The organism is Lacrimispora sp., from assembly GCF_046972725.1.
Classification (GTDB): domain Bacteria; phylum Bacillota; class Clostridia; order Lachnospirales; family Lachnospiraceae; genus Lacrimispora.
In genome coordinates this window covers 231,608-245,775 of the sequence record NZ_JBKVXF010000004.1, presented here as the reverse complement: position 1 = coordinate 245,775, position 14,168 = coordinate 231,608, and the positions used below count along the sequence as shown (strand labels likewise).

Genomic DNA, 14,168 nt, shown 5'->3' with positions numbered 1-14,168 from the left:
TTACTTATGCCAGACACCGTTTGCATCTACCTGAAATCCTCCAATCGTGGTACTTACCGCCTTGGATCCGTCCCCAGGATAGAAATAATACCAGTTCCCGTCTATTTCTTTCCAGCCTTCCTGCATCTCTCCATTGGAGTTCGTGTAGTACCATTTGTTGTTGTAGTTGATCCAGCCGCATACCATAGCACCTTCCACTCCATTGGAGGCAGAGGGATTTAAGTAATACCAGACATTATTGGATTTGATCCAGCCGGTCAGCATGGCTCCGTCATTATTTAAATAATACCACAAGCCATTCTTCTGCTGCCATCCAGTCAGCATGGCGCCGCTGGAATCAAATAAATACCATTTGCCATTAATATTGGACCAGGTATTCTTCTGATAAGAACCATCCGGATAACGGTAATACCAGGTATTCCCTGATTTGATCCAGCCCACATCCTGGCTTGATACAATCGAGTCATTCCCTGAATCCTGCCCCCGTCCGTCGGATACCTTTTCCTCCGGCAGATAAACTTCATCAGATTCCGTCCACTCACTCTTCTTGCCGTATTTCTCTTCCGTATCTGTATAAGGAACGGTACGGACCTTAAAACTGTAGGTTCCGGCCTTTGTCATGTATGGGTAGAAATTGTAGGAAGTAGCCTTTAATTTCTCTACTTTCTTTACAACGCTGCTGCCCCTGTATAAGTACACATCATAGGCACCGGAACTGTCGTCTACAGAACTCCACCTGGCATTGCCAAAACCAGAATCTCTCCATTCAGCATTTTCCGGTGATTCATAAGTTCCCTTAATTGGCTTAAATGTAAATGTTACATATAAGGTATCAGTACCAGACCGGTTGGAAGACACATAAGTTCCTCCCTTGATAGTGACATTGCTGGACTTGTATCCTCCTTTAAATGCATAAGTATCAGAGTCCACAGCTCTTAAAGTCACCTTCATCTTAGGCTCAGAACCAATCTTCATCTCTTTGCTGTCAGAAGTTATCCATTCCAGATCTGATACCTCATATCTATCATTATTGGTATAAACGTAATTCCCTGTTCCTTCTGTTGTTTTAAAAGAAGTTTCAGACGGCAGGGTTTCCCCCGATTCAATCTCTTCCAGGCCCGCATAGATAGTTACCGAAGATATGGTTTTCGCTGCGGCGGCTGATGCTTCCAATGGTACACTGACTCCTAACAAGGCAATCAGAGATGCCCAAGCCATCAGTCTTGTAATATGTTTCATATAAATTCCTCCCGCTCATATATTTAACGAATCTGGCAAAACAGCCATATTATTCTATATTTAACATTATAGCCCGGAAAGCAATTGTCCGTCAACTTACGATATTCTTTCTTTATTCTTGCGGTTCCCGATAGGATCGAAGGCCTGAAAGAAAAAAATTCCCGACAGGGAATTATCTCCACCGTCGGGAATTAAATTTTTTTATACGAGTTCAAGAAGAACTGCCATAGCTCCGTCACCCTTACGCTGGCCGATCTTAACGATACGTGTATAACCACCGTTGCGGGAAACATACTTAGGTGCAACCTCTTCAAACAGCTTTTTTGGTAAATCAACAGATTTTGTGTTTTTCTTTCTGCCTGCAGCTTCAGCCGGAACTTCCGTTACATCATAAAGAACCTTTAACATCTGTCTTCTTGCATGGAGTCTTGATGGAAGATCTTTTTTGATTTCTTTCTCCACTTCATCGTATACGGTAACTTTCTTGCCGTTTACAACTTCTTTGACTCTCTTGCCTTCTTTATCTTTGCGTGCAACCTTTGCTGTAACCTTAACAGTTTCAAAGTTATCCTTTTCTTTTACTGCTAAAGCGATCAGACCTTCAGCAACTTTGCGGATTTCTTTCGCTCTTGCTTCTGTTGTCACGATTTTGCCATTGTTTAATAATGCAGTTACCTGGCTTCTGATTAATGCTTTTCTCTGGCTGGAAGTTCTTCCCAGCTTTCTATATCCTGCCATCTTAATATTCCTCCATTTGTGGAACACGGATACATGCTTCTTCGGTCTTACTGTACCAGTGCTTATTCTCCATAAATCAGCTGCATCAAGCGAACCGGTTATGCGTTGGTATCGTCGCTTGGATTAAGCTGTAAACCCAGCTCCTTTAACTTAGCCAAAACTTCTTCTAAAGACTTACGGCCAAGGTTACGAACCTTCATCATATCCTCGGAAGTGCGGTTGCACAATTCCTCAACGGTATTGATTCCGGCTCTCTTAAGACAATTGTATGAACGGACAGAAAGCTCCAGTTCATCAATGTTCATCTCAAGTACTTTTTCCTTTTCATTGTCTTCCTTTTCCACCATGACTTCCGCAGTCTTAGCGTTCTCAGATAGATCAATGAACAGGTTTAAATGCTCACTCAGCACTTTAGCGGCAAGGCTGACTGCCTCATCAGGTGCCAGAGTACCATTTGTGAATACATCTAATGTCAACTTATCATAATCAGTGACCTGACCTACTCGTGTGTTCTGTACCGTCATGTTGACGCGTTCTACTGGTGTATAGATGGAATCAACGGCAATAACTCCGATTGGTAAATCTTCACTTTTATTCTTGTCTGCACTCACATAGCCGCGGCCCTTGGTAATCGTAAGCTCCATATAGAACTTGCTGTCTGTACCGCCACTAAGGGTAGCGATCACCTGCTCCGGGTTCATGATCTCAATATCAGGATCCGCCTGGATATCGGCAGCAGTTACAACACCTTCGCCTTCAAACTCGATGTAAGCAACCTTTGCTTCGTTGGTATCGCTATTATTCTTAATAGATAAGCTCTTGATGTTCATAATGATCTCAGTCACATCTTCTTTAACGCCTGGGATGGAACTGAACTCATGCAAAACGCCGTCGATTTTTACCTGACTAACTGCAGCGCCCGGTAGGGAAGAAAGCATGATTCTTCTTAAGGAATTACCTAAAGTCGTGCCATAACCTCTTTCAAGCGGTTCAACTACAAACTTGCCATATTTTTTATCTTCTGAGATTTCAGCAATCTCAATGTTTGGTTTTTCAAAATCGAACACTAATAGCCCCTCCTTTTGGGTATTTTGTATCGAGGGTCTTATACTCAAACCTTGCCCGGAAGTATGAAACTCCCGGGCGAAAGCCGGCTTCAATCAACAGACTTTCAATTATTTGGAGTACAACTCGACGATAAGCATTTCATTCACTGGAACATCAATCTCGTCTCTTGTTGGTAACTCTTTAACAGTACCACGTAAATTCTCATGGTCAACATCAAGCCATGCAGGAACCATACGTCCTGCAGTGGTTTCCTGAACACTTTTGAATCTTGCATTGGTTTTGCATTTTTCTTTTACTTCGATCACATCGCCAGCCTTTACTAAGAAGGAAGGAATGTTAACGCATTTACCGTTTACAAGGATGCTCTTATGGTCAACCATCTGTCTGGTCTCTCTTCTGGTTCTTCCGAATCCCATACGGAATACTACATTGTCAAGTCTTCTTTCCAGAAGGGTCATCAGGTTTTCACCGACCATACCATTCATTCTTTCAGCCTTAGCATAGTAGTTACGGAAAGGTTTTTCAAGAACACCGTAGATGAATTTAGCTTTCTGCTTTTCTCTCAGCTGAATGCCGTATTCGCTCATCTTTCTGTTTGCTCTTTTTAATTCTCTTTTTGATTTTTTATCTATTCCTAAATAGATCGGATCAAGACCAAGGGATCTACATCTTTTAAGAACAGGAACTCTGTCAACTGCCACTGTAATTACCTCCTAATTAAACTCTTCTGCGTTTTGGTGGACGACAACCGTTATGTGGAACCGGTGTTACATCCTTAATGCTGGTTACTTCTAAACCGCATGCCTGAAGTGCACGAATAGCTGCTTCACGGCCTGAACCAGGACCCTTTACCATAACGTCTACTGATTTTAAACCATGTACAAGAGCTGCTTTAGTAGCAGTTTCTGCCGCCATCTGAGCTGCATATGGAGTAGATTTTCTTGAACCTCTAAATCCCAGACCACCAGCACTTGCCCAAGATAAGGCATTACCCTGAGTATCTGTTAATGTCACGATTGTGTTATTAAAAGATGACTGGATATGTGCTTGTCCGCGTTCAACGTTTTTCTTTACACGCTTTTTTGTCACTTTTTTAGTAGTGGACACTTTTTTAGCCATTTTAAACTAACCTACTTTCTTTTTACTTGCTCCGCCCTGCTTTAAGGATCCTGTGAGCCGGCGCAGGGTACGAATATCTGAATCCTGTTATTCCTGTTTTTAAAACATGTAACGTGATTCTGTATTGTTGTTGCGAATGCCTATTTCTTCTTGTTTGCTACTGTTTTTCTTGGACCCTTACGAGTTCTGGCATTGGTCTTTGTCTTCTGACCACGAACCGGAAGGCTCTTTCTGTGACGGATTCCACGATAGCATCCAATCTCCTGAAGTCTCTTGATGTTCATAGCGATTTCTCTACGTAAATCACCTTCAACAGTCTGAGACTCAGTAATTACTTCTGCAAGTCTTTTAACTTCATCATCGGTTAAGTCCTTAACACGAGTGTCAGGATTAACGCCAGCTTCTGTAAGAATGCGGCTGGCACTTGTTCTACCGATACCGTAGATATAAGTTAAGCCGATCTCAACACGCTTTTCTCTTGGTAAATCAACACCTGAAATACGAGCCATGTGTGTAGTACACCTCCATTAATTATTTTTAACCTTGTCTCTGCTTATGCTTAGGATTTTCACAGATTACTCTGATACTGCCTTTTCTCTTAATGATTTTGCATTTTTCGCAAATCGGTTTGACTGATGATCTAACCTTCACAGCAATTCTCCTTTCCGTTATGCGCCCTTACACAATGAGCACCTGGCGTCCGCTTTCAGACGCCTGCGTGCGAAGCACTCCCCGGCACCTGGCAAAGCCGCTTTTAAGCCTGGTAACGACGGAGTCTCCTTTTGCAAAGAGCTTTCTGAGTATACCTGCAGTGTGTTTTATCTTAAAACCAGTGCTGCCCTCATAGGCATAATACACCCAGTATTTCAACAAAGTCGCTACAGCATTATACCACTAAACACCTTAAATTGCAAGCATTTTTTTCCTATTTATCTCTCCAGATAATTCTTCCCTTGCTCAAATCATAAGGGGACATCTCAAGCGTTACCTTATCTCCCGGTAAAATACGAATGTAGTGCATGCGGAGCTTACCGCTGATGTGTGCCAATACCTGATGACCATTCTCCAGTTGGACCTGGAACATGGCATTGGGAAGCTTCTCCACAACGGTTCCTTCAATTTCAATAACATCTGCTTTTGACATAAAGCTTACCTCCTAACAACCTGTTCTTCTCTTTTGAAACATCGGATAAAAAATTTGATCTTTTCATCGGTGACTTTATTAATTCCCTGTTTTATTAATTCCAGGGAATGCTTCTCCCATACAAGGGGCTTTACATGCTTTTTCTTTTTCTTCTTCGGACATTCCATGCGACGGTATTTTCCGTCCACCAGATATATATATTCGCCTTCTTCACGTAATATGAAGAAATAACTGCCGTTGTCATGTCCTGCCGTTGATTCTACTAACGCTCCAACATCTAATTCCATGGGACTTCCTTAAATATCTCTGGAAACCAGACTTAATATCTCCGGTTCGCCTTCTGTAATCAGAATGGTATTTTCGTAATGAGCAGACAGCTTTTCGTCTTCAGTTACCACCGTCCAGTCGTCATCAAGCCATACCACATCCGGAGTTCCTTCGTTAATCATCGGCTCAATGGCAAGCGTCATTCCCGGCCTCAGCTTGATTCCACGCCTTTTCTGTGCAAAATTCGGCACCTCAGGCTCCTCATGGAGGTGAGAACCGATTCCATGTCCCACAAGGTCACGGACAACTCCGTAGCCAAAGCTTTCCGCATATTTCTGGATCGCAGCAGATATATCACCTAGATGATTGCCAGATTTTGCAAATTTAATCCCTTCAAAGAAACTTTGTCTTGTCACTTCTATCAGTTGACCTGCCATAGGAGTAATTTCTCCGATACCATAAGTTCTTGCCGCATCTGAATGATATCCTTTGTAAATGACGCCGGCATCCAGGCTTACAATATCGCCTTCCATTAAAATACGCTTTTTGCTTGGAATCCCATGTACCACTTCATCATTGACGGAAACACAGATGGAAGCAGGATATCCGTTGTAGTTTAAAAAGGAGGGCGTGCAGCCGTAACTCCTTATGATCTCTTCTCCCAGATGGTCGATCTCCCAGGTTGTCATTCCGGGTTTCAAGGCTTTGGCTAGTTCTTCATGGGTGATACAAAGAATTCTTCCTGCCTCTCTCATAAGTTCTATTTCTCTTGCAGATTTAATCGTCACTGACATAAACTATGCTCCTAAAATGGAAACGATATCTGAGAACACCTTGCTTAATTCCTGTGTTCCGTCAACATTTACCAGTGCGCCGTCTTTTTCATAATAATCAATGAGCGGCTGTGTCTGCTCATGGTATACGGACAGACGTTTCTTTACTGTCTCCGGCTTGTCATCATCTCTTAACACAAGCTCTGCACCACACACATCACATACGCCTGCAACCTTGCTTGGATTGTACACAATGTGATATGTAGCGCCACAGGAAATGCATGCACGCCGACCTGACATCCTTTGAATGATGTTTTCATCTGGCACATCTACATTTATTGCAAAATCTATCTTTTGACCCATCTCAGAGATGGCCTTTTTCAGGCTTTCTGCCTGCGGAATGGTTCTTGGAAATCCGTCCAGCACATATCCGCCGCTGCAATCTTCCTTCTGAATACGATCTATAAGCATCCCTATAGTAAGTTCATCCGGAACAAGTGCCCCTTGATCCATATATCCCTTTGCTTTTCTTCCCAGTTCTGTCCCTTCCTTAATATTGAAACGGAAAATATCTCCGGTAGAAATATGGGGAATCTGATATTTCTCAGAAATCTTTTTTGCCTGGGTGCCCTTTCCGGCACCAGGGGCACCTAACATGATGATCTTCATCAACAGTCCCTCCTTGGAAACATAAGGTTAAATAGCACAAATCCCAAGGGAAACACGCATGGCGCATTTCCCTTGGTTTGCCCTTTAATCATTCAAAAATCCTTTATAATTACGTACAAGCATCTGGGATTCGATCGCCTTCAACGTCTCAAGCACAACACTGACAATAATGATAAGTGATGTACCTCCGAAAGATAAATGGCTTACATTAAATAAACCTGAGACCATAATCGGGATAATACAAATAATCGTCAAACCGCATGCACCTAAAAATACAATATAGTTTAAAATAGAATTCAGATAATCGCTGGTAGGCTTTCCCGGACGGATTCCCGGAATAAAGCCGCCTGACTTTTTCATGTTGTTCGCTACTTCCAGCGGATTGAATGTGATGGAAGTGTAAAAATATGCAAAAACGATAATGAGAGCCACGTAAACGATCATACCTAAAGAATAAACCGGTCTGTCTACTTTAAACCAGCTGGAAGAGTTAAGTGCTGATAAGATGTGGCCGCCCACACTGTTGTAATCAATCCGGTCACCCATAAACTGAGCGATCACGACCGGGAACGACATAATGGAGGAAGCAAAGATAACCGGGATAACACCGGCTGTATTCACCTTTAACGGAATGTTGGTTGCCTGACCGCCTACCATCTTCCGTCCCTGCATCTTCTTTGAATACTGCACTGGAATTCTTCTCTCGCCGCCCTGAAGGACAACGACAAACACTACAATTGCTACAATTATTGCGAAAATAACAATGGCTGCGATTGCTGCTACGGCAACCGATTTTCCATTAATAAATCTGGTATATAAGGTTGACACATCGGAAGGAAAACTGGATATGATATTAAATAACAGGACAATAGAAATACCATTTCCAACACCATTCTCTGTGATCCGCTCACCGATCCACATAAGGAGCGCACTACCTGCTGTCATGGTCGCAACTGCAATGACAACACTTAAAACATTGAAATCTCTTAACAGTCCCTGGCCGCCGAATCCAATTGCCATAGCAATGGACTCAATCAAAGCCAGACCAACTGTTACGTAACGGGTGTATTCTGCTATCTTCTTTCTTCCGTCTTCACCATCTTTTTGCATCTCCTCCAGCTTGGGGATTGCGATGGTCAAAAGCTGCATGATAATGGAAGATGTGATGTAGGGGGTAATGCTCAGAGCAAAAACAGACATGTTCGTAAAAGAACTACCTGTCATTGAGTTAAAAAATCCGAACGCATCGTTGTTCTGCTGAGCAAAAAAATCTTTAAAAAAGCTTGTTTCAACTCCTGGAATCGGTAATTGAGAACCAATCCTAGTAACCACCAGCATCATAAACGTAAAGATAAGTTTCTTCCTTACGTCTTTGACCTTGAATGCATTACGGAGTGTTTTTAACATATTAGATCACCTCGCAGGTTCCACCTAAAGCCTCGATTTTGGTTTTTGCGCCTTCGCTGAAAGCATCCACCTTTACTGTAAGCTTTTTGGTTAATTCTCCATTTCCAAGGATCTTAACACCATCACGCGGATTCTTAACGATACCGCTTTCTAATAAAGTTTCAACAGTAACAACTGTACCATTTTCAAAGCCTTCCAAAGCGCTTACATTAATGCCGATAATTGTTTTAGAATTTCTGTTTGTAAAGCCTCTTTTAGGAATACGTCTGTATAAAGGCATCTGTCCGCCTTCAAATCCTGGTCTGGTAGCACCAGAACGGGCTTTCTGTCCTTTGTGACCTTTACCTGCTGTCTTACCGTTTCCTGAACCATGGCCACGGCCTCTTCTGAAGTTATCGCTGTGTTTGGAACCTAACGCAGGCTGTAAATTTGATAAATCCATCGCTTGCACCTCCTTACTGTATTTTACTTAGATCTCTTCTACTTTTACTAAATGACGCACGCTGGCAATCATTCCTCTGACTGCACCATTATCCGGCATCTCAACTGTTTTATGAAGCTTCTTTAAGCCTAATGCCAAAACAGTTGCTTTGTGCTTGGGAATAGCACCGATCGGGGATTTCACCAATGTGATTTTTAATTTATCTGCCATCTTCTTATCCTCCTTAGCCTAAAATCTCTTCAACAGATTTACCGCGAAGTCTTGCAACTTCCTCAGGAGTCTTTAACTCAGTTAAACCTTTGATTGTAGCTAAAACAACATTGGTCTTATTGTTAGAGCCCATGGATTTTGTACGGATATTCTTAATACCTGCAAGCTCTACAACTGCACGTGCAGGGCCTCCTGCGATAACTCCGGTACCTTCGGAAGCTCTCTTAAGAAGTACAGATGCACTTCCGAACTTTCCAATAAGGTCATGAGGAATACTCTTGTTCTCGTCAATGGCAACATTCACCATATTCTTAACAGCCGCCTCTTTCCCTTTGCGGATTGCTTCTGGAACTTCACCAGCTTTGCCAAGACCTGCACCTACGCGGCCGTTGCCATCGCCTACGACTACTAAAGCAGAGAATCTCATGGTACGTCCACCTTTAACGGTTTTAGATACACGTTTGATAGCAACTACTCTATCGTTTAACTCTACCTGATTTGCATCAACTATTGTACGTTTCACGCTGTCATTCTCCTCTCTACTTAGAATTCCAGACCAGCTTCTCTTGCTGCGTCTGCTAATGCCTGAATCTTACCCTGATATATAAATCCGCCTCTGTCAAAGACAACTTCCTTGATCCCTTTTTCAATGGCTCTTTTTGCAACTACGGAACCTACATATGCTGCAGCATCAACGTCGTTAGTTTTCTTTAATTCTGCCTTTACATCTTTTTCCACTGTAGAAGCAGCCACTAAAGTTTTACCAACTGTATCGTCAATAATTTGAGCATACATATGATTATTGCTTCTAAACACAGCTAAACGCGGTCTTTCTGCAGTGCCTGCAAAACGGTTACGTAATCTGTTGTGCTTTTTAACGCGAATTTCGCTTCTTGACTGTTTGCTAACCATCTTTACACTCTCCTTAATTATTTCTTACCAGTCTTACCAACTTTACGTCTGATCACTTCGTCAGCATACTTGATTCCCTTGCCCTTATAAGGTTCAGGTCTTCTCTTATCTCTGATTTCAGCAGCGTACTGGCCAACTTTTTCTTTATCAATACCTTTAATGAAGATGATGTTCTGACCTTCCATTGTAGACTCAATGCCTTCTGGATCGATCATTTCAACCGGGTGAGAATATCCAAGAGACAGGATCAGTTTATTGCCCTGCTTCTGAGCTCTGTAACCAACACCGTTGATTTCCAGTTTCTTCTCATAACCGCTGGTAACACCAACGATCATGTTGTTTACTAAAGTTCTTGTCAGACCATGTAAAGATTTCATTTTCTTTAAATCATTTGGTCTTGAAACAACGATATGACCATCTTCTTCTTTGATTGTCATTTCTTCAGGTAATACTCTCTCAAGAGTTCCCTTAGGACCTTTTACAGTCACTTTATTATTTTCTGCAATTGCAACAGTTACGCCTGCTGGAATCGCGATAGGCATTCTTCCTATACGTGACATGCCGTCTACCTCCTTAAATTCTCGGAAAAAGCATATGCGCTTCTTCTGTTTTCAGATGCTGCAGTAATTACCAGATAAATGCTAATACTTCTCCGCCTACGCCCTGGTTGCGTGCTTCCTTATCCGTAATCACGCCCTGGTTTGTAGAGATGATTGCAGTTCCTAAACCGCCAAGTACTTTCGGTAACTCCTCTTTGTTTGCATATACACGTAAACCTGGTTTGGAGATTCTCTTAATACCTGTGATGATTTTTTCATTTTTATCTTTACCGTACTTTAAGGTGATTCTGATTGACTGGAATGCACCGTCTTCTACGATATCATATTTTTTAACGTATCCCTCTTTCACAAGGATATCAGCAATAGCTAATTTCATCTTGGATGAAGGTACATCTACCGTATCATGTTTTGCAGTATTTGCATTACGGATTCTCGTAAGCATATCTGCGATTGGATCGCTCATTGTCATTTTGAAATTGCCTCCTTCCTTATTTTACCAGCTTGCCTTTTTAACGCCTGGAATCTGACCTTTGTATGCTAATTCACGGAAGCAGATTCTGCAGATTCCGTATTTTCTTAAATAAGCATGTGGACGACCGCAGATTCTGCAGCGATTATATTCTCTTGAGGAGAATTTTGCAGGTTTCTGCTGTTTGATCTTCATTGAAGTCTTAGCCATGGATTGTTCCTCCTACTATTTTGCAAATGGCATATTGAATAATGTCAAAAGTTCACGGGCTTCTTCGTCTGTCTTAGCGGTAGTAACAAAAATAATGTCCATACCTCTTACCTTGTCAACTTTATCGTACTCAATCTCAGGGAAAATAAGCTGTTCCTTGATACCAAGTGCATAGTTACCTCTGCCATCAAACGCATTGGCATTTACGCCTCTAAAGTCACGTACACGAGGAAGTGCAAGGTTGATCAGACGATCAGCAAATTCGTACATTCTCTCGCCGCGCAGTGTTACTTTACATCCGATTGGCATACCTTCTCTAAGTTTGAAGTTAGCAATTGATTTTTTAGCCTTTGTTAAGACTGCCTTCTGACCGGAGATAATCTCTAAATCTCTGACTGCAGAGTCTAAAACCTTGGCATTATCTTTTGCTTCACCAATACCCATATTGATAACGATCTTATCTAATTTAGGTACTTCCATGATGTTTTTATAACCAAACTTCTTGATCATAGCTTCTACGATCTCTGTTTTGTAAGTCTCTTTTAATCTAGCCAATTTTTATTCCTCCTCTCCGAATTAGTCAATTACTTTTCCGGTTGCTTTTGCAACACGGACTTTTTTACCGTCTTTTACATCAAAGCCAACTCTGGTAGCTTTTCCGTCAACCACCAGCATGACATTGGAGATATCGAGTGCAGCTTCTTTCTGTACGATACCACCCTGTGGGCTGGCTGGGCCTGGCTTTACATGCTTTGTGATCATGTTTACGCCTTCTACTACCACTTTGTTGTTCTTCGTGTCAACATGAAGAACTTTACCCTGTTTATCTCTATCTTTTCCTGCAATAACCTTTACCAGGTCATCTCTTTTAATTTTATGCACCGTCCGACACCTCCTTATAATACTTCCGGAGCTAAGGAAACAATTTTCATGAACTGTTTCTCTCTTAACTCTCTGGCAACCGGTCCAAAGATACGAGTTCCTTTTGGAGTTCTGTCATCTTTGATAATTACGGCAGCATTCTCATCGAACTTGATATAGGAACCGTCTTTACGGCGTGCGCCCTTTACAGTACGTACAACAACGGCCTTAACAACGTCGCCTTTCTTAACAACACCGCCAGGTGTTGCATCTTTAACGCTGGCAACGATAACATCACCAATACTAGCATATCTTCTTGTAGATCCACCCATAACACGGATGCAAAGCAGTTCTTTTGCACCAGTATTATCAGCAACCCTTAATCTGGTTTCCTGCTGAATCATGCCTGTTACTCCTTCCTAGAAATAAATTATTTCGCTTTCTCGATAATCTCCACAAGTCTCCATCTCTTGTCTTTGGACAGGGGTCTTGTTTCCATAACTTTTACGGTATCGCCCATGTTGCAATCATTGTTCTCATCATGAGCTTTTAATTTATACGTTCTTTTTACGATCTTGCCGTATAAAGGATGTTCTACATGGTCTTCAATAGCAACTACGATGGTTTTATCCATCTTATCGCTTACAACCTTACCAGTACGGGTTTTTCTAAGATTTCTTTCCACGTTAGGTATTCTCCTTTCGAGTTTATGGCCTCTTCGGCCCTATCTATAAGTTTACACGCACTCGTGTGTGTCATGCTTTTACAAAGTCACAACTTAAGCTAATTTAGCCTTCTCAGTTATAACAGTCTGAATTCTGGCAATGTTTTTGCGAACTTCTTTGATTCTGCTTGTATTGTCAAGCTGATTGGTCGCATTCTGGAATCTTAAGTTGAAAAGTTCTTTCTTTGCAGCTACTAACTCTGTATTGAGTTCAGCAACTGATTTTCCCTTTAATTCTTCAACATACTTATTAGTTTTCACTGTCATTCACCGCCTTCTAAATCTGCTTTAGCAGCAATCTTGCACTTGCAGGGTAACTTATGCATAGCAAGACGTAAAGCTTCACGTGCTGTTTCTTCAGGTACTCCAGCGATTTCGAATAATACACGGCCTGGTTTTACTACTGCTACCCAGTATTCCAGACTGCCCTTACCGGAACCCATTCGGGTTTCTGCTGGCTTTGCTGTTACAGGTTTATCCGGGAAGATCTTAATCCAGACTTTACCGCCACGCTTGATATAACGGGTCATGGCAACACGGGCTGCCTCGATCTGGTTGGATCTGATCCAGCATGGTTCCATAGAAACCAAACCGAACTCACCATTGCTGATCTTATTGCCTCTTAAAGCTTTACCAGCCATGTTTCCACGGAACTGTTTACGGCGCTTAACTCTTTTAGGCATTAACATTATTTATCTCTCCCTTCCTTGTTTCCTTTAGTTGGAAGTACTTCACCATTGTAGATCCAAACCTTAACGCCGATCTTACCAAAGGTTGTATTAGCCTCAGCAAAACCATAGTCAATGTCTGCTCTCAATGTCTGCAACGGAATGGTTCCCTCACTGTAGAACTCTGTACGAGCCATATCAGCGCCGCCAAGACGGCCCGCAACTGCAGTCTTAATACCTTTAATGCCAGACTTCATGGAACGGCCCATGGTTGACTTCATGGCACGGCGGAAGGAAACACGGTTCTCTAACTGCTGTGCAATTGATTCAGCTACTAACTGAGCGTCTTTATCCGGTCTTTTGATCTCTTTGATATCTACGAATAACTTTTTATCTGTAAGCTTCTGAACTTCAACCTTTAATTTCTCGATCTCAGAACCGCCCTTACCGATTACCACACCAGGTTTTGCTGTGTGGATAATAACTTTCACGCGGTCTGATGCTCTTTCAATTTCAATATTAGAAATGCCAGCGCTGTATAATCTCTTTTTCAGGAATTTTCTGATCGCATAGTCTTCTACCAAGTTGTCTGCGAAATCAGCTTCAGCATACCATTTTGAGTCCCAGTCTTTAATAACACCGACTCTTAAGCCGTGTGGATTAACTTTCTGTCCCATTCTTTGCCTCC

27 protein-coding genes are annotated in these 14,168 nt (G+C 42.1%); all 27 read right to left on the bottom strand.

Going from position 1 to position 14,168, the window contains the following annotated elements; translation table 11 throughout:
* Complete coding sequence (locus ACLTWA_RS15145; RefSeq protein ID WP_412328732.1) at nt 1-1,239, bottom strand: N-acetylmuramoyl-L-alanine amidase family protein; 1,239 nt, start codon at nt 1,237-1,239, stop codon at nt 1-3.
* 201 nt (nt 1,240-1,440) lie between these two features.
* Nucleotides 1,441-1,977, bottom strand: a complete 537-nt coding sequence (locus ACLTWA_RS15140) for a bL17 family ribosomal protein (protein WP_412328731.1) — start codon at nt 1,975-1,977, stop codon at nt 1,441-1,443.
* A gap of 98 nt (nt 1,978-2,075) precedes the next feature.
* Nucleotides 2,076-3,044: a DNA-directed RNA polymerase subunit alpha gene (locus tag ACLTWA_RS15135; protein ID WP_412328730.1), complete on the bottom strand. Its 969-nt coding sequence runs from the start codon at nt 3,042-3,044 to the stop codon at nt 2,076-2,078.
* Between the two features lie 108 nt (nt 3,045-3,152).
* Complete coding sequence (gene rpsD / locus ACLTWA_RS15130) at nt 3,153-3,746, bottom strand: 30S ribosomal protein S4 (RefSeq protein ID WP_412328729.1); 594 nt, start codon at nt 3,744-3,746, stop codon at nt 3,153-3,155.
* Between the two features lie 16 nt (nt 3,747-3,762).
* On the bottom strand, nt 3,763-4,164 hold the full coding sequence (gene rpsK, locus ACLTWA_RS15125; RefSeq protein ID WP_006771855.1) for a 30S ribosomal protein S11: 402 nt from the start codon (nt 4,162-4,164) through the stop codon (nt 3,763-3,765).
* Nucleotides 4,165-4,304: 140 nt separating this feature from the next.
* On the bottom strand, nt 4,305-4,673 hold the full coding sequence (gene rpsM / locus ACLTWA_RS15120) for a 30S ribosomal protein S13 (RefSeq protein WP_412328728.1): 369 nt from the start codon (nt 4,671-4,673) through the stop codon (nt 4,305-4,307).
* Between the two features lie 28 nt (nt 4,674-4,701).
* Nucleotides 4,702-4,815, bottom strand: coding sequence for a 50S ribosomal protein L36 (rpmJ, locus tag ACLTWA_RS15115; RefSeq protein WP_003497809.1), 114 nt, complete (start codon nt 4,813-4,815; stop codon nt 4,702-4,704).
* A 27-nt stretch (nt 4,816-4,842) separates the two neighbouring features.
* Nucleotides 4,843-5,034 carry a hypothetical protein gene (locus ACLTWA_RS15110; protein ID WP_412328727.1) on the bottom strand — a complete coding sequence of 64 codons (192 nt, stop codon included), beginning with the start codon at nt 5,032-5,034 and terminating at the stop codon, nt 4,843-4,845.
* A gap of 55 nt (nt 5,035-5,089) precedes the next feature.
* Nucleotides 5,090-5,308 carry a translation initiation factor IF-1 gene (gene infA / locus ACLTWA_RS15105; protein WP_412328726.1) on the bottom strand — a complete coding sequence of 73 codons (219 nt, stop codon included), beginning with the start codon at nt 5,306-5,308 and terminating at the stop codon, nt 5,090-5,092.
* 5 nt (nt 5,309-5,313) lie between these two features.
* Entirely contained in the window at nt 5,314-5,595 is a 282-nt protein-coding gene (locus tag ACLTWA_RS15100; RefSeq protein WP_412328725.1) for a hypothetical protein, read from the bottom strand.
* A gap of 9 nt (nt 5,596-5,604) precedes the next feature.
* Nucleotides 5,605-6,369, bottom strand: a complete 765-nt coding sequence (map, locus tag ACLTWA_RS15095) for a type I methionyl aminopeptidase (RefSeq protein ID WP_412328724.1) — start codon at nt 6,367-6,369, stop codon at nt 5,605-5,607.
* Nucleotides 6,370-6,372: 3 nt separating this feature from the next.
* Nucleotides 6,373-7,017 (bottom strand): adenylate kinase, encoded by a 645-nt coding sequence (locus ACLTWA_RS15090; protein ID WP_412328723.1) that lies wholly within the window; start codon nt 7,015-7,017, stop codon nt 6,373-6,375.
* A gap of 84 nt (nt 7,018-7,101) precedes the next feature.
* A complete protein-coding gene (gene secY / locus ACLTWA_RS15085; protein ID WP_412328722.1) occupies nt 7,102-8,424 on the bottom strand; it encodes a preprotein translocase subunit SecY in 1,323 nt (440 codons plus the stop codon).
* A gap of 1 nt (nt 8,425) precedes the next feature.
* Nucleotides 8,426-8,866, bottom strand: coding sequence for a 50S ribosomal protein L15 (rplO, locus tag ACLTWA_RS15080; RefSeq protein ID WP_412328721.1), 441 nt, complete (start codon nt 8,864-8,866; stop codon nt 8,426-8,428).
* A gap of 27 nt (nt 8,867-8,893) precedes the next feature.
* Nucleotides 8,894-9,076, bottom strand: coding sequence for a 50S ribosomal protein L30 (rpmD, locus tag ACLTWA_RS15075; protein ID WP_104439444.1), 183 nt, complete (start codon nt 9,074-9,076; stop codon nt 8,894-8,896).
* Nucleotides 9,077-9,089: 13 nt separating this feature from the next.
* On the bottom strand, nt 9,090-9,599 hold the full coding sequence (gene rpsE, locus ACLTWA_RS15070; RefSeq protein WP_412328720.1) for a 30S ribosomal protein S5: 510 nt from the start codon (nt 9,597-9,599) through the stop codon (nt 9,090-9,092).
* A 20-nt stretch (nt 9,600-9,619) separates the two neighbouring features.
* Nucleotides 9,620-9,988, bottom strand: a complete 369-nt coding sequence (gene rplR / locus ACLTWA_RS15065; RefSeq protein WP_394524963.1) for a 50S ribosomal protein L18 — start codon at nt 9,986-9,988, stop codon at nt 9,620-9,622.
* A gap of 17 nt (nt 9,989-10,005) precedes the next feature.
* Nucleotides 10,006-10,548 (bottom strand): 50S ribosomal protein L6, encoded by a 543-nt coding sequence (gene rplF, locus ACLTWA_RS15060; protein WP_412328719.1) that lies wholly within the window; start codon nt 10,546-10,548, stop codon nt 10,006-10,008.
* Nucleotides 10,549-10,615: 67 nt separating this feature from the next.
* Nucleotides 10,616-11,017 (bottom strand): 30S ribosomal protein S8, encoded by a 402-nt coding sequence (gene rpsH, locus ACLTWA_RS15055; protein WP_412328718.1) that lies wholly within the window; start codon nt 11,015-11,017, stop codon nt 10,616-10,618.
* Between the two features lie 24 nt (nt 11,018-11,041).
* Nucleotides 11,042-11,227, bottom strand: coding sequence for a type Z 30S ribosomal protein S14 (locus tag ACLTWA_RS15050; protein WP_077609795.1), 186 nt, complete (start codon nt 11,225-11,227; stop codon nt 11,042-11,044).
* A gap of 15 nt (nt 11,228-11,242) precedes the next feature.
* Nucleotides 11,243-11,782: a 50S ribosomal protein L5 gene (rplE, locus tag ACLTWA_RS15045; RefSeq protein WP_412328717.1), complete on the bottom strand. Its 540-nt coding sequence runs from the start codon at nt 11,780-11,782 to the stop codon at nt 11,243-11,245.
* Nucleotides 11,783-11,803: 21 nt separating this feature from the next.
* Nucleotides 11,804-12,109: a 50S ribosomal protein L24 gene (gene rplX / locus ACLTWA_RS15040; RefSeq protein ID WP_412328716.1), complete on the bottom strand. Its 306-nt coding sequence runs from the start codon at nt 12,107-12,109 to the stop codon at nt 11,804-11,806.
* A 14-nt stretch (nt 12,110-12,123) separates the two neighbouring features.
* Nucleotides 12,124-12,492 (bottom strand): 50S ribosomal protein L14, encoded by a 369-nt coding sequence (gene rplN / locus ACLTWA_RS15035; protein ID WP_394524956.1) that lies wholly within the window; start codon nt 12,490-12,492, stop codon nt 12,124-12,126.
* 26 nt (nt 12,493-12,518) lie between these two features.
* Nucleotides 12,519-12,773 carry a 30S ribosomal protein S17 gene (gene rpsQ / locus ACLTWA_RS15030; RefSeq protein ID WP_412328715.1) on the bottom strand — a complete coding sequence of 85 codons (255 nt, stop codon included), beginning with the start codon at nt 12,771-12,773 and terminating at the stop codon, nt 12,519-12,521.
* Nucleotides 12,774-12,866: 93 nt separating this feature from the next.
* Entirely contained in the window at nt 12,867-13,073 is a 207-nt protein-coding gene (gene rpmC, locus ACLTWA_RS15025) for a 50S ribosomal protein L29 (protein ID WP_412328823.1), read from the bottom strand.
* A gap of 2 nt (nt 13,074-13,075) precedes the next feature.
* Entirely contained in the window at nt 13,076-13,501 is a 426-nt protein-coding gene (gene rplP, locus ACLTWA_RS15020) for a 50S ribosomal protein L16 (protein WP_394524954.1), read from the bottom strand.
* On the bottom strand, nt 13,501-14,157 hold the full coding sequence (gene rpsC / locus ACLTWA_RS15015) for a 30S ribosomal protein S3 (protein WP_412328714.1): 657 nt from the start codon (nt 14,155-14,157) through the stop codon (nt 13,501-13,503). The genes rplP and rpsC overlap by 1 nt, the downstream gene beginning before the upstream one ends.
* Between the last annotated feature and the right edge of the window lie 11 nt (nt 14,158-14,168).